Consider the following 20,879-nt stretch of genomic DNA (forward strand, 5'->3'; position numbering starts at 1 on the left):
CAGACAAAATGGAAAAGCATAATATAGATAAACTATTTGACGAACGTTTGCAAAATTATGAGCGTAAACCTAGACCAGAAGCATGGGATAAGTTGCAGGCTAGATTACAGCAAAACGAAACCAAAATAGTACCACTGTGGTGGAAAGTGGCCCGCGCGGCGTCGGTAGTTATATTATTAGGCGCAGCAGGTTATTGGGCATTCCATACAAATAGTGAAACAGAAATATCTGTGGCACAAAAAACTAGTACTACGCAACAACCGTCAGGAGATTTACAAGCTGGAAGTCAAGGTTCTCAAATGCAATCACAGTTGCCTGATCGTATTGTACCAATGAAGGAAGTTGTAGCTCAGAAGAAATCAGATAATAAAAATTCTTGGAAGACTACTAACCCAAAATCAGGTACACTTCGTGTGCATCAAAACCCATTGGTAGAGCCTAACAAAGATTTATCGGAAAATACCCTAGCTACAGTTGATCCGATACAGCCTGTATCAAAAACCAATAATACCATCGTATTACTAATGGAGCCAAGTCCTGAACCTGCTAGTTCGCCAAAAACTTCAGAGACAATCGTTTTAGCAATGGTAGATGCAATGGATACAGGTGGGACTGAAAGACCCCGACCATCGGTATGGACTGACGAACTCAATACCAAGAAAACGAGTAAATTTGGTAAACTTTGGCAACAACTCAAAAGAGCAAAAAATGGAGAAGGTGTAGATTGGAACGAGCTTGGTGTCAAACCTCAAAAAGTGCTTGCACGTGCTGATGCAAAGCTAGAAAATACGAAGGAGTCTATCGTAGAATCAGTGAAAGAGATAAAAAATAACGAAAAATAAAATTATCACGCAACCTAAGGCAATCGACTTGCATCTAGGAGATATAAAACAAATTAGAACTTTCTAAATCGAGTATAAATCATTAAAGTCATGAAATCTATAAGCCAATTAGATGTAACAGTAAACTGGGTAAAATTGTACATCGTCGCATTTTTTATGGTATTAGCAATTCAGCCAACAATTGCAAGAAATACTGAGACTGACTCAACAGTCATCAAAATAGATAAGAGAAACCAGACCGTTTTAGAAGGAGGTAAACCCAACGTAAGTTTGAAAGAGGATATACAGGCACTTTTTCAAAAAAGTGGAATGACCTTGGACGACGCTACATGGATTGGAATAAGAAGGGTGGTTAATAGCGATATTACAAAAGACACTGTTTTGGTAATATCACAAAATAACAAAACAATCAACGTAGCTATTAAAGCAAATGCTTCTTCTAATACCAATAGAAATAATGGGTCGTCAGGAAATAATGGTTCTAAAGGTGGCGTAAGTGTGGGTGCTGGAGGAGTACACATTCAAGATGGAAGAGATGAAGTCCATGTGAGTATTAATGGAGTAGTGGTAAAAGATGGTAGTGAAGAAACCAGAGTGATGTGGAGAGATACAGCAAAAGTGGCACGCAGAAATGGGGAATTTGCCTCTCGTTCAGGATTTAATATCTATTTTGGTTTAAATAGCTTTACTAATACGGGTTCTATAAGCGGTATATACAATACGAAAGACTTTGAATTAAGTCCATTTGGCTCTCGTTATTTCGGTTTTGGATGGACTCGTAGTGCAGCCATTAGTAAAGGAAGCAGTGCAGCTTTGAAAATAAGCTACGGATTGGAGTTTTCTTGGTACAATTTCATGTATGAAAATAACAGATATGAAATAAAAGGAAATAACAATATAGAATTTAGAGACTATGTTGATGACAAAGGACAACCTGTAGACTTATCAAGAAATAAATTAACGGTAGCTTATATTAATCTTCCTGTAATGCCATATGTGGCATTTAAAAAGAGTAGCACAGTCACATATATCGGATTTGGGGGATATGTTGGTTACAGATTAGATAGCTATACCAAGACAAAAGAATCTGATAGTGGTAGAAAACTTTGGAATCACAGCAGTTTTTACTTGAATAATCTTCGCTATGGACTTGCTTTGGAGCTTGGTTTGAAAGATTTTCCAGATTTATTTGTGAATTATGATTTGTCACAATTGTACCAAACAGGCTATGGCCCTAAAATTAGTGGCTTAAGTTTTGGTATTCGTTTCTAAAAAATCAAAAAAAATAATTTTTTTTCGGGGCTTAATGTACTAGATAAGAAGTATATTAAGCCTTGATTTTTAAAATATTACAAGGTTAGTTACGGGATGTTTAGCTATGTTTTTTGAGTTTTATTGAAAAAAAGTAAAAATTTTTTTCAATAATGTTTTGACTTAATCAAAAATCTACCTAGTTTTGCACACTCTTTCACGGGAACGTTACAAGAAGCGGAAACAAAAGAGAAAAATGAGGGGATATACCAGAGTGGCCAAATGGGGCAGACTGTAAATCTGCTGACTTATGTCTTCGGTGGTTCGAATCCATCTGTCCCCACAAGTTTAGAGTTTAGGGAAACTTTTTCGAAACTTTTTAACCAGTTATAGAAAAGCGGGAGTAGCTCATTTGGTAGAGCGATAGCCTTCCAAGCTATAGGTGGCGGGTTCGAGCCCCGTCTCCCGCTCAAGAAATTAAGATGGTTGATTGTTAATAGTTAATAGTTAATAGTTTAGCGAATTAGCGATTAACGATTAACCATTTTTGTTTGTGGTCTACTTCAGTTTGGATTCACGAGAAAGCATTCAACGTCTGCCTTTGTAGCTCAGTGGTAGAGCACTTCCTTGGTAAGGAAGAGGTCGGCAGTTCAATCCTGCTCAAAGGCTCCATTCAAAACAACAAATAGTTAAATAGGAGCTATCAAGTATCTTTTATCTTTGGTTGTTGGAAGTTGAAAGGTATCAATTTTTTCATTCTTTTTATAAAACTAATTAAGAACTAAATAATCATGGCAAAAGAGAATTTTGACCGTAGTAAACCTCACGTAAACATTGGTACTATCGGTCACGTTGACCACGGTAAAACTACTTTGACTGCTGCCATCACTAAGGTGTTGTCAGAAAAAGGACTTGCTGAAAAGAAAGATTTCTCATCAATTGACTCAGCTCCTGAAGAAAAAGAGCGTGGTATCACAATCAACACAGCTCACGTAGAGTACCAAACAGAAAACCGTCACTATGCACACGTTGACTGTCCAGGTCACGCCGATTACGTGAAAAACATGGTAACTGGTGCTGCTCAAATGGACGGTGCTATCATCGTAGTAGCTGCAACTGACGGTCCAATGCCACAAACTCGCGAGCACATCCTTTTGTCTCGTCAAGTAGGTGTACCTCAATTGGTAGTGTTCATGAACAAAGTGGACATGGTTGATGACCCAGAATTGTTAGAACTAGTTGAAATGGAAATCCGTGAATTGTTGTCATTCTATGAATTTGACGGCGATAACATTCCAGTAATTCAAGGTTCTGCTTTAGGTGGTTTGAACGGTGAGCCAAAATGGGTTGCTACTATCGAAGCTTTGATGGATGCTGTTGATAACTGGATTCCACTTCCAAAACGTGATATCGATAAGCCATTCTTGATGCCAGTTGAAGACGTATTCTCGATCACAGGTCGTGGTACTGTAGCAACAGGTCGTATCGAAACTGGTGTTATCAACTCTGGTGATCCAGTTGAAATCTTAGGTATGGGTGCTGAGAACTTGAAATCTACTGTAACAGGGGTTGAAATGTTCCGTAAAATCCTTGACCGTGGTGAAGCTGGTGACAACGTAGGTTTGTTGTTGCGTGGTATTGACAAAGAATCTATCCGTCGTGGTATGGTTATTTGTAAGCCAGGTTCAGTTAAGCCTCACTCTAAATTCAAAGCAGAGGTTTATATCTTGTCTAAAGAAGAAGGTGGTCGTCACACTCCATTCTTTAACAAATACCGTCCTCAGTTCTACTTCCGTACAACTGATGTAACAGGTGAAATCATGTTGCCAGAAGGTATCGAAATGTGTATGCCAGGTGATAACTTGACTATCGATGTTACATTGTTGAACAAAGTAGCTATGGACAAAGGTCTTCGTTTCGCTATCCGTGAAGGTGGACGTACTGTAGGTGCTGGTCAGGTAACTGAAATCTTAGACTAATTCTAGGATTAACCATATAAAAAGGCGCTATCGTAAGATAGCGCCTTTTATTTTATAGATTATTGAGCTTTTTTATCTAGTTCGGTATTTGTGAATAACAGTTTTTTATAAAAAAAATAATTTTAAGTTTTTGAGTAACAATGTTTTAGGAGAATAGTTTTAATGAAAGTTAAAAATATTACAGAAAACCTAGGTCGGGTACTTGGAAATACAAAATTGAACTGTTACCTTTGCAATCCAAACAATACGGGCATAGTATAAAGGTAGTACAGAGGTCTCCAAAACCTTCGGTCTGGGTTCGAGTCCTGGTGCCCGTGCAAAGTAAGTTCCGATTTTTAGTTTCGAGTTTCAGATTAATTATTTAAATTAGTCGGAATTTTAAGCTAGAATTCGGAACTTTAAAGTTTATAAAGGATAGCATCACTTTTTACAAGCGAAAAGCAAACCAAAGAAAGCTCGTAGCTTCATAACATTACAAAGAACATGAATAAGTTAACACAATTATTTAAAGATTCTTGGACTGAAGTTACAGAAAACGTAACATGGCCAAAGTTTAGTGAATTGCAAGCAAGCTCTACGCTAGTACTGGTTGCTTCTTTGATTTTTGCTCTTGTGGTTGGTCTTATCGACTTTTTGTTCAAGTCTGGTCTAGAGTTGTTCTATCAGTCATTCTAATTGAGCTGACGAACTGTTCCTTTACAAACAGATTTTGTTCTCAATCTCAAAGAAATCATTATTAAAGATGGCAGAAACTAATTGGTATGTCTTGAGAGCAGTTTCAGGACAGGAGAAAAAGATAAAAACATATCTTGAGAACGAGGTGCAAAGACAGGGTCTTACAGAGTACGTTCCTCAAGTAATGTTACCTACTGAAAAGACTTACGAAATTCGTAACGGTAAGAAAATTGTTCGTGAAAAAACTCTTTTTCCTGGCTATGTTTTCGTAGAAGCTGATATTAAATATGGTGAGGTTTCACACATTATTACTTCAATGCCAGGTGTAATTGGTTTCTTGAGCTGGAATGATGGTAAAACGTCTAAAACACCAATCCCTTTACGTCAAAGTGAAATTAAGCGTATCTTAGGAAAAATCGATGAGGTTGCTCCAATTGAAGAAGTAGCAACATTGTCGTTTACAAAAGGAGAAACAATCAGAGTTATTGATGGTCCATTCTCTTCATTTGAAGGTACTGTCGAAGAAATTTTTGACGATAAGAAGAAATTGAACGTTATGGTTAAAATCTTTGGCCGTAATACTCCAGTTGAATTAAATTACTCTCAAGTAGAGAAATAATCATATTTGACATTCGTTTTTAAAGCGTCCTTATCGCAAGGGCGCTTTATTTGTTTATAGCTATGAACTTTATGTATTTAGCCCATAATTATTTGACCAATTTTGAGGATAAAGTTTGGCCTTTACTACTACAATATGGCACAAAGGTATTGATGTCATTATTGATGTTTTTGATTGGGCGTTTGCTTATCAAAAAAGTAATTGGTCTCATGCATTCCAAAATGAAATTGGAAAGTATTGATCCCGATGTACAGCCTTTTTTAGCATCCGTGGTTCGTGCTGCTCTCAATATTATGTTGGTATTGAGCTGCGCTGGAATCTTAGGAATAGAGACCTCTTCGTTCATCGCTGCACTTGGAGCTGCAGGATTAGCCATTGGCTTGGCACTACAAGGGAGTTTATCAAACTTTGCAGGTGGAGTACTTATATTAGTTTTTAAACCTTTTAGAGTAGGAGAATTGATTACAGTGCACGGCTATACTGGATATGTCGAATCAATTCAAATCTTCAATACGGTAATTAGTACAACGAGTCATCGAACCATTATTCTTCCAAACGGAAGCTTGTCAACCTCACCAGTGGTAAATATTTCAAGAAAAGGCATTATTCGTTTAGATATGCAATTTCAAGTCGCTATGACAAATGATATTGATGCAACACGTAAAGCCATTAGGGAGGTAATAGAGAAATGTACTTTTGTCCACAAAGACAAGAATAATGATGTTTTGGTAGGAAGGCTAACTGATAGCGCTATATATTGGGATGTTAAGCTATGGGTAAATGCTACAGATTTAGATAAGACACAATATTTTATGAATGAACATATCAAAAAGCACTTTGATAAAGAGGGAATTCAATTTCCTGATCCAGTGATTACTGTAAAAAGTATTGGCTGATCAAAATAAACAAGGGTCATCCTTGATAGAGCGATTTCGTGATTGAATGATTCTTAGGCAGAGTAAAATCTGGAATGGTAGTATCAAAAAGGGGTCGGAAAATATTTCGACCCCTTTTTGATACTACTTTGAGAATAACTCCAATCTTAAAATTCGGGATGACTCATGTTTCATATTAAAATTTAGGATGTAATGATAAATTTAAAAGCATTCATGAGTCGCCACTAAGAGTGTACTAAGGAATTCTAACTATTGCAGATTTGGGATTTCTGATTTCGGAAATAAAGTAAAATACCTTTATTTTTATAAAATATAGAAGTTTACACTTCCGAAATCCCACATCCGATATCCGAAATATATGGTTTTTATAATCCTTTGTATACTCCTAACTTACCATTCAGCTTTCAAAAACTATTCTACTGTTACACTTCCTGCACCATGATAGCTTCGCAGTTCGGCGTTGTACATGGCATCTGCACTTACTGGTCCTTGAGTAAATTTCCCTTTAGAAACCGCTCTTACCAAATAGTAAAAACTCTTGTTTGTGCCGTTTGTGCTTGTAAAGAAATTGATACGATCGTCACGAATATCAAAATGCTCAGGTGAGGCTTGGTCTTTCAGCCACGTAAGTTCACGGTCGGCGTTGAGGCGTGGATTTTCTATTTCAAAACCTGCTGGAAGCATATCTGTAATAACAATATTGTCGGTTGGTACTTGACTCGACAGCGTAACTTTTACCACAATCAATTGATTTTGTTTAAATCGATTTTGACCAATCACTTGTCCCGAACGAGTGTAATAGGTTCTACGTACTTGTAAGAAATTATCTTCCTGAACAAACTGGCTATTGGCCGATAATCCCTCACTTGATAAGAAATAGTACAATGCGCCTTTGCCTTTAGTACTTACGCTGGTAGTTGGAGCTAAGTTTTTCATCAATAAATCGGCACCGCTAAAATTACCTATTTGTTTTCCTGAGCGAACTGAAGCCGTAATTTGATTGGCTTGAGCTTTACGAGCTATTTTACCCAATGCCAAGAAACTAAAGGCTTCTTCTTGGGTCGAAAGCCATTTTTGGGTTGCAATATTCTGTGATAATAATCTAGCTAAAACTGGAATTTGCAAGTTTTGAGGGTCTACATCCACTAAGGTATTTAAGGTTAGTGCCAGCTCTCGAATAGGTGAGTTGAAGTTTCCGCCACTTTGACGAGCATCTGTATTCATTACAAACTGGGTGGGCAATACACTACTTTGGCTTTTAGGATCACCGATTTGAGCAAAAGCTCCTGCTAATAAATAGCGCTCATCCAAACTTAATAGCTGTTGGTTGGCTTTATAATAATTCATCACTGCTCGGTTTGCTTTGCCCGACAGTGCCAATACATACAAACCATAGATATTTTCACGACTAGCAATGGTGCTTTGAGTACTTGAACCTGTAGCAGGGTCATACAAGGATGCTGTTTCGGTTTCTTTCTTGTTGGCTCGATTGTTAATGTATTCTAATAGCCTGCCAAGGGTATTGATGTTAATTTCATAATCAGCTTTTTGAGCTTCTATCAAGAAATGACAAGCATATACCGAACCCCACCATGATTCTTTGTCCGAACCTGTCCAATAAGCTAACCCACCATTAGGCAATTGCTGCGTCTCGATTTTGTGAATAGCCGCCATAATGTTGGTATTAGGATTGAGCTCATTTTCTCCTGATTTCATTTGAGGTTTTTTCCCCTTTTGAATCAATCCTACAAAATCTTTGAAATACAGTTGAGGGAATGCTTTGGACGTTACCTGTTCAATACAACCATGAGGATATCCCAGCAAATGCTCAAATTTATCGATAAACTGCACCATCGGCGATTTACTCAAAATCAGTTGAGAAGACACTGAACTTGGGATAAAGTTTTCCGTTCCAGAAGCAATAGCTTTACTCTGATTAGCAGCTATAATACCCGAAGAACTAGTTTTTAATAATGAGGTACTCGGGCGAATACTGAGTTCGGTACTTTCGGTAAATTTCTCTTTCAAACCATTAACACTAATGACTACTTTGCCCAAGCCAATCACTGGTGCGGCTTTTACACTAAAATATACTCTCGCTTCTTTTTCGGCAGGAACTACTACTTTTTGTTGGCGTGTGGTGGTAATCGCTAATCCTCCCGACGTTGCAATATTGGCTAATACCACTGCATTTTGTTTGGTGGTATTGGTAATATTTACAGGAACTTGAATTTCATCGTTTGGACTAGCAAATCTTGGAAGCGCCGTACTGATAACCAATGGGTCGGCCACTTTCATGTTTTTGGTTGCCGAACCAAAGGCTTCGTCTTTATAACCAATCGCCATAATTCGTAAATCTCCCGAAAACTGTGGAATATCAACTTTGATACTAGCTTCACCGCTCGAATTGGTGGTGATTTCGCCTGACCAAATGGCTACTAAATTGACACGTCCATTTGTCAGTGGATTCACTCGTTTTTCCAAATCATAACCATCACCTCCCATACTCGACGATTGACGAATGGCTATTTCTGGCAATAAGAAAGGATATAAATCATAGCTATTGACCTCCAAAGCTTGTTTTTGATAGAAATAAGCATGTGGGTCGGGTGTTTTGAAGTTTTTCAATTGCAAAATACCTTCATCAACTACTGCAATAGTAACAGCGGTATTGGCTTTGGTTTTTACCTTAATCGTTTGTGAAGTTTTTGATCTTGACCTTTCTACAGCCGAAATCTCAATAGGCAAACGACTATCTTCTTCTTCGACCATGACAGGCGCATAGCCATGCGCTACGGTAAGTGGCATATTCGAATCATCGAGTGGACGAATGAGCGTAGCGGATACATACACATTAGGTAAATGTTCGTCATCTACTTTGAAACTCAACTCAGCTGATTTTTTGTCAGTATCCAAATAATGATATTCCAGTACCTTATTGCGTTCGATTGTCACAAGTAGTTTCCCTGCAAAAGGTGTTTTGAATAATACTTTTACCTTATCGCCAGTTTGGTATTTTTCTTTATCAAAAGTCATAGTAACCTGTCCTTCGGTATTGACTTCAAACGAAGAGTTTTCGGTACTTCCCCAACTATACGCATAAAAAGTTTGTGCTGTCCAAGTTTTAGCACCATTACGATGTACTCGAATTTCATATTCCCCCGAAATCGTTGGCACAAAGTTGATAGTAGCTTTTCCCTGACTAAAATCCACCATGCGGCCATACACCACTTTGGTTTGTTTTTTGGAGGTATATTTCAGTGAATTATCTGAATTTTTCTCGATAACCGTTTGATAATCGAAACGAACAATCTCGACTTTCCCCTGTGTGCTCACGCCCTGTGCATCTTTATTGAGCGCTACCAAAGGAATCTGTACGGGCGAATTGGTACTGAGATAAGTATCATTTAACCCAATTCCATAAAATACATTTTGTGTAAAAATATCCGACTTTTTCAGACGATTTACAGGACGTCCCGTTTCATCAAAAACGGTTACATAAGTTTTTGCTTCTATGACACCCATATCGGCCATGGTTGCGGGTAATTGGAAATTTTCGGAAGCAATACCATTTTCGTTGGTAACACCTTGACGCATGATTCCTTCAAATGCTGTATTGTCTTGGACGTCAAAAACGAAGTTTTCAAATCCTTTGGGTTGAAAAACTTTACGCGACAACTTCATCTCCATTTCATAATTGCGATTGGAGGCAGGAGGACCAAACAAATTAGTGGCTGTGGCATTGACCTGCAAAACTTCTCCAGTTCGGTAGAATGGCTTGCTGGTATTGACATCCACTTTGATACGGTCGGGCATAAACTCCTCAATTGATACGTTTCTAGAGGCTAGAATAACATCATTACCATTGAGGACTTCTAATATATAAGTTCCAGTCACGTTAGAACGCTCGGTAGGAATTGATAAGGCAACGGCTCCTTGGTCATTGGTTTCGAGGCGGAAACTTTTCCATTCTTTACCATTAGGCATAAGAATACGTAGTTTGACAGGGATTTTACCAACCGATTTCCATTGATTAGTACGAATAATCGTATTTAGCTGAATGGTTTCGCCAGGGCGATAAATATCTCTGTCGCCATACATAAATGCTTCGAAGCCCGAAACGTTACTACGTTTGCCTTCTACCTCAAATCGAGAAGTTTCGACCTGCGTATCTTCCAAAAACAAATAGTTGAAATCGTCACTTGTATGTGCAGTAAGCATCGCAACCTTAAACCCACTTTTTTTGAAATCTTTAAATACTGCAACGCCTTTGCTATCGGTAGTAAGTTTTTGGATTGTTTGGTTATTGGTAGAAATCAATGCTATTTCAACATTACTAATAGGCTCAGTTGTTTTGATAGAATTGGCAAAGACAAACAATTCGTCATCGGCTTGTTTGGTGATTAATCCAATATCCGAAATACTCACCAATTTGGTGGCATTTTGATAATATTCATCTGTGGAGTTGACGCTTACCAAATAGATTCCTTTCAAATTATTCTGGTCAGGCAAGGATAAATTAAGAGCGTGAACACCTTTGGATTTGGGCAAGTTGGTAGTTTCCACCATTTTATTTACCAAAATATCCGAATACAAACCTGACTCATCCTCATAGTAGACAAAAGACTTGTTGTTTCCACCATTCTCATTTTCGTAGTCATAATCTTGATAACGATTTTGACGTAGAAAATTCAGAATATTATTTTCATAAATCTTCGCAATTTTCACATTCACTCGAGGAATGTTGACAATATTCAAGGCAATATTTTTATGTCCTTTCGAACTCAAATAAGTTGCTTTTTTATTCACAAAAGCCAAAGAAGCAGGCATTTGTCCAAAATACACATCTTTGGTATAGCTATCGGACAAATTGATACCCAACACGCTCTTGAGTTGTGTTTTGAGTTCAAGTAAGTAGGTGTCAGATTCGTTAAAATCGCCAGAAATAACAAAGCCATTTTCGATTACCTCATATTTGGTATCTACTTTAGGATTATCGGCTTTTTTCGGAGCTTCTTTTACTTTTTGAATCGGATTCCCCAAGGAGTCATATTCTATTACGGATTCTTCAGTTTCTTCATTTTGTGAAGCAGAGCCATTGATAGCAACTTGGTAGGAATTAGCAATACTTTCTGGCGAAATAGCTTGGTTGAATAAGACTTTGATATAGCCTTTATTGTTACTAAATCCATTTTCAACCTCCTGAACCTCCAAACTACTAGGGTCTGACAGTTGAATATCGGATTCTATTGCTTCAGAAGTGGCATAGCGAGATGATGGCAATGAAAGCCCTTTGTCAATACTCACTTTGAGCGAACCGCCCTGCGAAGCAATGTCATCTTGTATACGTGCAAGAACCAGCGAAGAGGCATCGGTTTGTACAATCTGAGTTTTGACTTCGTGCTCTTTTTCGCCTGTGATTTTCAATAATTTAGCAACTTCCTGTGGATTAACAGCATAATTGAAATGCAATTTCAGAATAGCAGTACCTTGTGTCGAACTGTTGGACTTAGACCAGTAACTTTCCGTTTTTTCGAGTGCTAAATAAGGTGTATGAAACTTGAGGGTTTCGGTATCGAGGTCATATTTTTCGGAAGCTTTGTGCAAGACAAGCTTATTTACCTCGGCGGTATATTCGGTAGCTGGCTCAAAACCTACGGCAGGGGAGAAAACCAATTCGTTAGGGGCTGTCCATTTAAATCGTCCTTCGACTTTAGGCGAAAACTCAATATAGTCCGTAGAGTACCACGTATTGAGTTCAGAAACAGGAACGAGGTCTTTGTTGAAAGTGAAAACTAGATTTTGAGTTTGGTTAATTTCTTCTTCAAAGTTAGTACCACTAATTGTTACATCACCAAAATGAGAACAAGAACTAAGTATTAGCAAGAAAAAGAAAGACAATTGTACTAATAGATTGGAAGGACGAAATGCTTTCATTGTTAAAATAGACGATTGAAACAATCGAGAAATTTAGGGTTACTTGCGGGTTTATACAAGGTTAAAATCAGGCAGTTGTGAGCAAAAATGTCAAACCTTTGAATTAACGCAAGAAGTTCCTAAATCTTTGAAGTATTCACAACAAAAATGCAAAAAATATAGTAAATGGCTGTGGAGGTTTGAGATACCAGCTTTATTAAACATAAGCCCAAAACAAAGACTTGAATTAGCGATGAAGCAATCATTTCCGAAATCAGAAATCACCAGTCCGCATTACCACACAAATAGGGTTCAAATAGGGCGTAAAAGGTTTTGTGATAATAGGCTGTTTTTTCTTGTTCATTTCCATCAAATAGAATCTCCGCACGTGAAATCCAGAAATCTCCGAATAGTAGAGCCTGCTCGATTAAAGGTGCAATATTCTTTTCGGGAATATCAATGAAGCCATTTGCTTGCATCGAAGTAATGATATGTTTGAATTGTTCTTGTCGAATTTGCATTAGTGCCTTGAAATGTAACTTGATAGCTGGAATTCGACGCATGATTCTGACAAAATCTAACATCAAGAATCTGTATTGATACAAAATCTCAAAACTGCGATAGCTTAACTGATACAGAATTGTCAGTTGATTTTCGGATAAACCTGTCATTTGTATCGTCAGTTCATTGAGTTTATCCACAAGCTGTTGATACAGTGCTTCAATAATCACATCGGTATTGGCAAAATGATAGCATAAATTTCCATGACTTATTCCCAATTCACTCGCTATATGTCGAACAGTCACAAAGTCGGAACCTTGTTCATTGAAAAGAGTAAGGGCTTTTGCCAAAATCTTGTCTTTTGTTGATAATACCATGATGTATTTCAGGTAAAATTTTAAATGATTTTTGGTTAAAGATAATATTTTTAGAACAAATGTTCTACGGTCAAATACTTTTAGTACATTTGTTCTAAATTCTAAAAACCTTTTCAATCATGAAAGTAATCATTATCGGAGCAGGTATCGGCGGACTTACTACGGCCATAGCTTTACAACAGTTAGGTCATGAAGTCATTGTCTATGAACAAAGTAGCGAAATCAAGGCTTTGGGCGCAGGAATTGTATTGGCCGCCAATGCTATGACGGCTCTACGAAAACTAGGAATAGAACAAAAAATTATCCAAGCAGGACGAATCGTTAGTTCTTTTGAGGTAGTCGACGACCAAGGTAATGTTCTTTCGGAAGTATATGCTAATCGTTTTTTTGAAAAATATGGTATAGGAAACTTCACCATTGCTCGCTATGATTTACACCATATTTTAGCTTCTGAACTACAACAAGGAACAATTCAACTTGGCAAAAAGCTCAAAGATTTTTCTCAAAATTCTCAATCAGTATCTGTCACCTTCGAAGATGAGACACAAGTCGAAGCTGATGTGATGATAGCAGGCGATGGAATTCATTCGGTGGTGCGCAAAAAGTTACTTCCCAACAGCCGCTTACGATATTCGGGATATACCTGCTGGCGTGCGCTGGTCGATATTAGCGATATTCCTTGTGATATCAACAAAGCTTTTGAGGCTTGGGGGGCTAAAGGTCGTTTTGGATTTGTGCCCATTTCAGATACTCATGTGTATTACTTTGTGTGTATCAATGCTCCTTTAAATGACCCTCACTATCGACAATATACTCCTGCCGATTTGGCGAAACATTTTGCCAATTATCAATTCCCTATACCTCAAATTTTATCGGCAACAACTATCAACAATTTTATGCAACATGATTTGTATGACTTGGCGCCTATTCGACGTTGGGCATTTGACAGAATTTTGTTGCTGGGTGATGCCGCTCATGCCACTACACCCAATATGGGACAAGGTGCTTGTCAGGCAATAGAGGATGCTTTGGTGCTACAACAAATCCTAAAAGAAGAATTTGATTGGGAAAAAGTAACGAAACTTTTCGAACAAAAAAGAATAGCAAGAGTTACTAAAGTGGTCAATAACAGTTGGAATGTGGGTAAATTAGCTCAGCTCGAAAACCCTTTGTTGATAAAACTCAGAAATTGGACAATGAAGCGCACCCCCGACCGTATGCGTGACAAACAATATGAGTTTTTATATGAAATAGATTTTTAGAAAAGAGATAGAATTTTCCGAAGAAATAGAAAAATTACCTTTTATCCAGAAAAAAAGACCAAAAGAAACCTTCAGAAAGCTTCGCTTGTTCTTTCCACATAGCGAAATAAAAATTCAACTATCCCAACTCTCCGATGAATAAGCTGATAATAATACCTGTGGTGACTGCTATCTTTCTGGTAATAGATTATTACGTTTGGCAAGCCGTAAAGGTATCTGTACAAAATTTTTCTCAGTCGATACAACAGTCTGCTCGATATATCTTCTGGGGTTTAACAACCCTCTCTCTGGTAGGACTTTGGTTATATAATTTTACAAATCCTGATTTGCTCGGAAAGACAATTAGAACGTGGATTATGGTAGGTATTTTTATGAATTACCTTTCAAAAATCTTTGTCGTGCTATTTTTATTAATTGATGATATCGGAAGATTGATTCGTTGGATTGTACAAAAAGTTCAGCTTTTAACCAATTCAGCACCAGTAGATGCTACGAGTGCTACACAAGGCGAGCCTATTACTCGCTCTGAGTTTTTGATGAAAACGGCTGTTATTGCAGGTACAGTGCCTGCTGTTGCTATGACTTGGGGGATTTTGTCGGGAGCACACGATTATCGTATTCGTAAGGTAAAGTTGGCTTTGCCCAATTTGCCAAAAGAATTTGAAGGATTGACGATTGCTCAAATTTCAGATATTCACTCAGGAAGCTTTTTCAATAAAGTAGCCGTAAAAGGAGGTATCGAAATGATTCTCAACGCCAAGCCAGATATGGTATTCTTTACAGGAGACTTAGTGAATAACCAAGCCGTGGAAGTACAAGAATACATTGATTTGTTTGGGAAAGTAAAAGCCCCACTAGGCGTATTTTCAACATTAGGAAACCACGACTACGGTGATTATGTACAATGGGCTTCGTCAGCGGCTAAACAAAAAAATCTTAATAATTTGATTCATGCCCATAAAGTAATGGGATGGGATATTCTCAATGATGAAAATCGTTTTATTGAGCAAAATGGCGAAAAACTAGCGATTATTGGTGTACAAAATATCAGTGGGCAAAATCGTTTTCATTCGTATGGTGACTTAGCCAAGGCTGTAAAAGGTACTGACGAAGCGGCTGTAAAACTTTTACTATCGCACGATCCAACGCACTGGGACAAAGAAGTAAATACTAAATACAAAGATATTGATGTGATGTTTTCGGGACACACACACGGTACACAGTTCGGTATTACGGTAGGAGATACCACTTGGTCGCCAGCGCAATATGTGTACAAACAATGGGCAGGTTTGTATGAACAAGATAATCAAAAACTCTATGTGAATCGAGGTTATGGATATTTGGGATATCCTGGGCGTGTAGGAATGCCACCAGAAATTACCGTTTTTGAATTGAAGAAAGCTTAATAGTATGGATATATCGAACGATGCTGAGATTTTCTTGGCATCGTTTTTTTGTAAAAACACCTTTCTTCTTTCCCCCAAAATGTCTTTTCTTACAAATATTTACCAAAATATAGATAATCCTTTGTGAACTAGAGCTTTAGCCATTGTCTTATAAAAAATAAATTCTTTGGCTATGCAAAAAAATACTTTACCTTGGCTTATTGCGCTCACAGCATGGATTGCTGGTTCGACTTACTGGCATGTCTGCAAAATCAAGGAAGTTTGTGATGAACCTCTCGTAAAATCAGCTTCATCTGCAAATACCCTGACTAAACCCTCCTTTGATATTCATAATTCTGATGGTCTTTCACTCAAAGCTTCAGGCAATATCAAATTTCCTCAGTCTGGCGAGACACCCAATGTGTCGGAGGTGCAACCTCAGCTAGCGCAACTCAAAGATTATCTTGCCAAAAATCCATCGCTTCAAATGCTTTTGATTGGAAGATATGCTTCTGATGAAAAGAATAATACATCTTTTGCGAATCTGGGCATTGCCAGAGCGGAGGCATTGAAGGGTATTATCTTAGGAGAAAAAGGCAATCCACAATCCATTATAACAGATGGTCTCTTGAGCGATTCACTGTATTTTCAGGCAGATACGCTTATTGGCGGGATAGATGTGATATTTAAGCGAGTAGCATCTCAAAGTACAACTTCTTCAAACCTTGAATCTTCTCCTAATCTCACTTTATATTTCCCTTACGCTAAAACAGATTTTAGCCATTCTGAAGAAATAGATAAGAAAATAGAAGAAGTGCTAGCATTCCTCAAAGCTCGCCCAAGTCAACAAGTTACGCTAACAGGGTACACAGATAATAAAGGCTCCGACGAACTAAACTTAAGGTTGTCTGCGCGACGAGCACAAAATGTACAAGACTTTTTTGTTCGAAGAGGACTTTCTCCAGAGCAGTTTAAAATCGTCTCTCAAGGCAAAGCAAATCCTCAAGGCAATAACGAAACGGAAGAAGGTCGTCAAGAAAATCGCCGAGTAGTTTTATCATTTTAACCCTAAATCATTATTAATATGTTTGAGCTAAATCCTCTTTTACACGAAAATGCTTGGTGGCAACATGTAATAATGTTTGTTGGCGCTGGCGTATTAGGATATATCATCGGTTATCGAAGTGGAGAATCTAAAACTTTTCTCCAAAATCAATTAAGTAGTCTTCAATCACAATTAGAATCTTGTAAAGCAAGTCTAGTAAAATCTACCCCTATAAATACTTCTACCATCTCAATACCTACTATTGCTCATACTTATCATACAGTGGTTGAAAAACCCGACGATTTAAAGAAAATCGAAGGCATTGGACCAAAGATTGAAGAGCTGTTGAATCAAAATGGTATTTTAACTTTCATCCAATTGAGCCAAGCATCTACGTATTTATTAAAACAAATATTACAAGAAGCAGGCCCTCGTTTTCAAATGCACGACCCCAGCACTTGGCCTCGTCAAGCCGAATTGGCTTCGGCAGGCAAATGGCAGGAACTAAAAGAATGGCAAGATATTTTAAATAAAGGAAAAGAATAAATATGGTACTATTAGCATTAAATCCACTGTCAAAAGGTGTAGCTATTTCCGAAATGCTCATCCTTTTATTAGCAATAGCATTTGTTGGGTTTTTATTGGGTAGATGGGTAGTAAATACCCAAAATGCCTCCTTAAAAAAACAACTCGCCGATACAGCAGATGAATTAAACAACTGCCAAAAGCAAAAAAACTCCTAATACTTAATCACTTCAAAAGCGCTTTGGCAACAACACCAAGCGCTTTTTTGTGCTTTATAGTGGTGTTGTTCAAGTCTTTTGACCATAAATTCGTACTTTTGCAAAAAATTAGACATTGAGCACTGTTGACTCAATACCAATTAGTTTAACTCATTACTACTGTGAACCAAGAACGCTACGCACAAAGAGGTGTTTCTGCCTCAAAAGAAGACGTACACAAAGCAATCGAAAAATTAGACAAGGGACTTTTTCCAAAAGCTTTCTGTAAAATTTCGCCTGATATGTTGGGAGGCGATGAGGCTTACTGCAATATTATGCACGCTGATGGAGCAGGTACAAAATCATCGTTGGCTTACTTGTATTGGAAAGAAACAGGTGATATTTCTGTTTGGGGAGGTATTGCCCAAGACGCTGTGGTAATGAATACCGATGACCTAATTTGTGTGGGAGCAATAGACAATATGTTGTTGTCTAGTACAATTGGTCGTAACAAAAACCTTATTCCAGGTGAAGTAATCGCTGAAATCATTAACGGAACAGAGGAGGTTCTCCAAATGCTTCGTGACAATGGTATCGGTATCTGGAGTACAGGTGGCGAAACTGCCGATGTAGGTGATTTGGTTCGTACCATTATCGTTGACTCTACGGTAGTGGCTCGTATGAAACGTGATGATGTTATCTCAAATCATACAATTCAAGCAGGAGATGTTATCGTAGGTCTTGAATCTTTTGGTCAAGCTACTTACGAAAATAGCTATAATGGCGGTATGGGAAGTAATGGCCTTACTTCTGCACGTCATGATGTATTAGGACATTATTTGGCCGATAAATATACTGAAAGTTTTGACCCAGCTGTTCCTGAATCTTTAGTTTACAGCGGTTCAAAATCATTGACAGAGGCTGTTGAAGGTACACCACTCAACGTAGGACAATTGATTTTATCTCCAACTCGTACTTACGCACCTGTAGTAAAAGCAATGTTGAAAGAGCTTCGCTCTGCCATTCATGGGATGGTACACTGCTCGGGTGGAGCCCAAACAAAAGTGTTACACTTTATCGATAATCTTCATATTATCAAAGATAACCTTTTTGAACTACCTCCATTGTTCAAGCTGATTCAGCAAGAAAGTGGCACCGATTATAAAGAAATGTACAAAGTTTTCAACATGGGACACCGTCTTGAAGTATATGTACAACCTCAGTATGCCCAAACAATCATTGACATTTCGAAATCATTTGGAATCAATGCTCAAATTATTGGTCGTGTAGAAGGTGCTGAACAAAAGCAAGTAACAATTCAGTCTCCTTACGGTGAATTTGTTTATTAGTAAAAAAATATTAGCTAGGAGTAAAGAGTGAAAAATGATAAGCTTTTAAAAAGACTTTATTATTGAAACTCCCATCTCTACAATATTATAATAGGGAGTAAAGGGCAAAGCTTTTACTCCCTATTATATTATATGGTATCTAGCTTTGAGAAATGTAATGAAAAGGTAATTCGGGTAAAACAAAAGTTTAATCTTTAAACCCGAAGACCAAATCCAACCATCACAACATGTACAAGCATATCTTTTTCGATTTAGATCATACATTGTGGGATCACCATTATAATTCAAAACTCGCATTAGGCGAAGTTTTTGAGTTATTTCAACTTCAAGAAATTGGTATTCCCTCGATTGAACAGTTTTACCATAAATTTAATGAGGTCAATCACAAACTTTGGTTAGATTACGAAAGAAGTAAAATCTCACAAGCCGAACTTCGTCATATTCGTTTTCGTCAGGTTTTTTCTCAACTAGGCGTCAACAATCATGATTCATGCGATCAAGTTTCGGATACCTATTTGGATATTTCTCCTAAAAAGCCTCACCTTTTACCTTATACCAAAGAGATTCTTGATTATCTCAGCCCAAAGTACCCATTACACATTATCACGAATGGCTTTAACGAAATCCAAGATGTGAAAATGAATAGCGGAGGAATCAAACATTATTTCAAACATATTATTACTTCTCAAAATTCTGGACACAAAAAACCAGATCCAGAGATTTTTCATTATGCTCTCGAGCAAGTAGGTGCCAAGCCTCGCGAGTGTTTAATGATTGGGGATACATTCTATACAGATGTGCTGGGAGCAATGCAAGTAGGAATTGATGCGGTTTTCTTTAATCCCAACGATCAACGTCATGTCGAACGCCCTACTTACGAAATCAAGCATTTGAGTGAGTTGAAGAAAATACTCTAGAAAGGAAATAACAAATGATAGGGAATAAAAACTGATGGAATCATTATAAAAGAAGAGGCTTTTACTCCCTTGAACACAAAAAAATTAAAATAACGATAATTGAGAGTGATCATCTTCAGCTACAAAAAGCTTTTTGTCCCTAATTTGCTTGCGATGGCTATTCACAAAATCACTAAAAGCATCTATTTCTTTATATAGCTCCGAAAAATTATAGCTATCAATATGATAACTTTCGACATATACTTCCGAAAAGTCGGTTATCACATAATCCAACGTTTTGATACCATAATTTTGTAACCCCAATAAATACAAGTTCTGGTGATTGTACTCAAACTTAGGTCCTGTGTATACTCTTGTGCTTTTTAGGTCTATTGCCTTATTATTACCAAGTATATCCACATATCCATATATAAGACAATCTTTATAGCGCGTTTCAGTGTAAACTTGGGTTTTATATCTAGGAGGTAAAAGCGCTCTTGTCTTTTCTATCACATATTCAGAAAACATCTCTTCATTGGCGCCCGTCGTAATAGCCTTTTCAAAATCAATTCCTTTTTGTTGCGCTTCGGTTGTTGGGCGAGGCACACGATTAATCCTATCTAACATTTCCTGAAGATCAACCATCAGATTTCCCTCTGAGTTAGTTTTTTCATGTAAAAACAAAGAAAATGTATTTAAAAGGGTCGGATAAACGCGAATCATAATAAAAGCGTCAAAAGACTTTAGAAATGGAAAATTGAGATATTCTATAAAATTGATGAAAAGTATAAAGTGATTCAAGAAAACTTTCTTAAATCACTTTATAGCTGTCGACATTGCATCTATACTATGCAATCACCAAGCGCTCTACTACTTTATCGTTTACTAGATGGCTTTCTACTATTTCAGGAATGTCAGATAATTCTACATTACCATAAAATACACCTTCAGGATATACCACCATCGAAGGGCCAAATGCACATACATCTAAGCAACCCGCTTTCTGCGCACGGATTTCAAGATTAAGACCTTTTTCTTTTAGCTCATCTTTAAGAGCGTTTACCAATGCCATGCCTCTTTCTTCTCCACAACATTTTTTAGGAGCAGGCTTTACGTTTGTACAAACAAACACGTGCTTTTTGTATTTCATAAATAACAATGAGT

At 37.5% G+C, this 20,879-nt stretch carries 17 protein-coding genes and 4 tRNA genes; 17 read left to right on the forward strand and 4 right to left on the reverse strand.

Translation table 11 applies throughout. The annotated features are described in order from the left end of the window. The first annotated feature begins 8 nt into the window (after positions 1 to 8). The 10 genes from BWI92_RS05720 (at position 9) to BWI92_RS05765 (ending at position 6,262) form a co-directional block, all read left to right on the forward strand. The gene (locus tag BWI92_RS05720) at positions 9 to 842 is read left to right on the forward strand and encodes a hypothetical protein (protein ID WP_095161144.1); all 834 of its coding nucleotides are present in this window, start codon (positions 9 to 11) and stop codon (positions 840 to 842) included. 90 nt (positions 843 to 932) lie between these two features. Continuing rightward, positions 933 to 2,114 carry an outer membrane beta-barrel protein gene (locus BWI92_RS05725; RefSeq protein WP_095161145.1) on the forward strand — a complete coding sequence of 394 codons (1,182 nt, stop codon included), beginning with the start codon at positions 933 to 935 and terminating at the stop codon, positions 2,112 to 2,114. A gap of 239 nt (positions 2,115 to 2,353) precedes the next feature. Next, a tRNA-Tyr gene (locus BWI92_RS05730) sits at positions 2,354 to 2,436 on the forward strand. A 54-nt stretch (positions 2,437 to 2,490) separates the two neighbouring features. Continuing rightward, positions 2,491 to 2,563, forward strand: a tRNA-Gly gene (locus BWI92_RS05735). Between the two features lie 127 nt (positions 2,564 to 2,690). Next, positions 2,691 to 2,765 (forward strand) — tRNA-Thr (locus BWI92_RS05740). Positions 2,766 to 2,884: 119 nt separating this feature from the next. Beyond that, positions 2,885 to 4,072, forward strand: coding sequence for an elongation factor Tu (tuf, locus tag BWI92_RS05745; protein ID WP_095161146.1), 1,188 nt, complete (start codon positions 2,885 to 2,887; stop codon positions 4,070 to 4,072). A 246-nt stretch (positions 4,073 to 4,318) separates the two neighbouring features. Beyond that, positions 4,319 to 4,389: transfer RNA gene (locus BWI92_RS05750), tRNA-Trp, on the forward strand. Between the two features lie 166 nt (positions 4,390 to 4,555). Next, a complete protein-coding gene (secE, locus tag BWI92_RS05755; RefSeq protein WP_095161147.1) occupies positions 4,556 to 4,747 on the forward strand; it encodes a preprotein translocase subunit SecE in 192 nt (63 codons plus the stop codon). A 67-nt stretch (positions 4,748 to 4,814) separates the two neighbouring features. Beyond that, positions 4,815 to 5,366 (forward strand): transcription termination/antitermination protein NusG, encoded by a 552-nt coding sequence (gene nusG, locus BWI92_RS05760; RefSeq protein WP_095161148.1) that lies wholly within the window; start codon positions 4,815 to 4,817, stop codon positions 5,364 to 5,366. 62 nt (positions 5,367 to 5,428) lie between these two features. Then, positions 5,429 to 6,262, forward strand: a complete 834-nt coding sequence (locus BWI92_RS05765; RefSeq protein ID WP_229362710.1) for a mechanosensitive ion channel family protein — start codon at positions 5,429 to 5,431, stop codon at positions 6,260 to 6,262. 411 nt (positions 6,263 to 6,673) lie between these two features. Here the strand turns inward: BWI92_RS05765 and BWI92_RS05770 are convergent, their stop codons facing one another. Both BWI92_RS05770 and BWI92_RS05775 read right to left on the reverse strand, forming a co-directional pair. Then, the gene (locus BWI92_RS05770; RefSeq protein ID WP_095161150.1) at positions 6,674 to 12,199 is read right to left on the reverse strand and encodes an alpha-2-macroglobulin; all 5,526 of its coding nucleotides are present in this window, start codon (positions 12,197 to 12,199) and stop codon (positions 6,674 to 6,676) included. Positions 12,200 to 12,459: 260 nt separating this feature from the next. Further along, on the reverse strand, positions 12,460 to 13,056 hold the full coding sequence (locus tag BWI92_RS05775) for a TetR/AcrR family transcriptional regulator (RefSeq protein WP_095161151.1): 597 nt from the start codon (positions 13,054 to 13,056) through the stop codon (positions 12,460 to 12,462). A gap of 119 nt (positions 13,057 to 13,175) precedes the next feature. Between BWI92_RS05775 and BWI92_RS05780 the strand changes: the two genes are divergently transcribed. The 7 genes from BWI92_RS05780 to BWI92_RS05810 all read left to right on the forward strand — a co-directional run bounded on the left by BWI92_RS05780 (position 13,176) and on the right by BWI92_RS05810 (position 19,736). Next, the gene (locus BWI92_RS05780; RefSeq protein WP_095161152.1) at positions 13,176 to 14,318 is read left to right on the forward strand and encodes an FAD-dependent monooxygenase; all 1,143 of its coding nucleotides are present in this window, start codon (positions 13,176 to 13,178) and stop codon (positions 14,316 to 14,318) included. Between the two features lie 134 nt (positions 14,319 to 14,452). Continuing rightward, positions 14,453 to 15,724: a metallophosphoesterase gene (locus tag BWI92_RS05785; protein WP_095161153.1), complete on the forward strand. Its 1,272-nt coding sequence runs from the start codon at positions 14,453 to 14,455 to the stop codon at positions 15,722 to 15,724. A 172-nt stretch (positions 15,725 to 15,896) separates the two neighbouring features. After that, complete coding sequence (locus BWI92_RS05790; protein ID WP_095161154.1) at positions 15,897 to 16,769, forward strand: OmpA family protein; 873 nt, start codon at positions 15,897 to 15,899, stop codon at positions 16,767 to 16,769. An 18-nt stretch (positions 16,770 to 16,787) separates the two neighbouring features. Further along, on the forward strand, positions 16,788 to 17,294 hold the full coding sequence (locus tag BWI92_RS05795; RefSeq protein WP_095161155.1) for a hypothetical protein: 507 nt from the start codon (positions 16,788 to 16,790) through the stop codon (positions 17,292 to 17,294). A gap of 2 nt (positions 17,295 to 17,296) precedes the next feature. After that, positions 17,297 to 17,491, forward strand: coding sequence for a hypothetical protein (locus tag BWI92_RS05800; RefSeq protein ID WP_095161156.1), 195 nt, complete (start codon positions 17,297 to 17,299; stop codon positions 17,489 to 17,491). A 161-nt stretch (positions 17,492 to 17,652) separates the two neighbouring features. Then, positions 17,653 to 18,819: an AIR synthase related protein gene (locus BWI92_RS05805; RefSeq protein WP_095161157.1), complete on the forward strand. Its 1,167-nt coding sequence runs from the start codon at positions 17,653 to 17,655 to the stop codon at positions 18,817 to 18,819. 227 nt (positions 18,820 to 19,046) lie between these two features. Further along, positions 19,047 to 19,736 (forward strand): YjjG family noncanonical pyrimidine nucleotidase, encoded by a 690-nt coding sequence (locus tag BWI92_RS05810; protein WP_095161158.1) that lies wholly within the window; start codon positions 19,047 to 19,049, stop codon positions 19,734 to 19,736. Positions 19,737 to 19,820: 84 nt separating this feature from the next. On the opposite strand, the gene BWI92_RS05815 is transcribed toward BWI92_RS05810, so the two are convergent. Further along, on the reverse strand, positions 19,821 to 20,399 hold the full coding sequence (locus tag BWI92_RS05815; RefSeq protein ID WP_229362712.1) for a hypothetical protein: 579 nt from the start codon (positions 20,397 to 20,399) through the stop codon (positions 19,821 to 19,823). 163 nt (positions 20,400 to 20,562) lie between these two features. Beyond that, entirely contained in the window at positions 20,563 to 20,865 is a 303-nt protein-coding gene (locus BWI92_RS05820) for a ferredoxin (RefSeq protein WP_095161160.1), read from the reverse strand. Positions 20,866 to 20,879 lie beyond the last annotated feature (14 nt).

The organism is Flectobacillus sp. BAB-3569 (genome assembly GCF_002270355.1).
Classification (GTDB): Bacteria; Bacteroidota; Bacteroidia; order Cytophagales; family Spirosomataceae; genus Flectobacillus; species Flectobacillus roseus.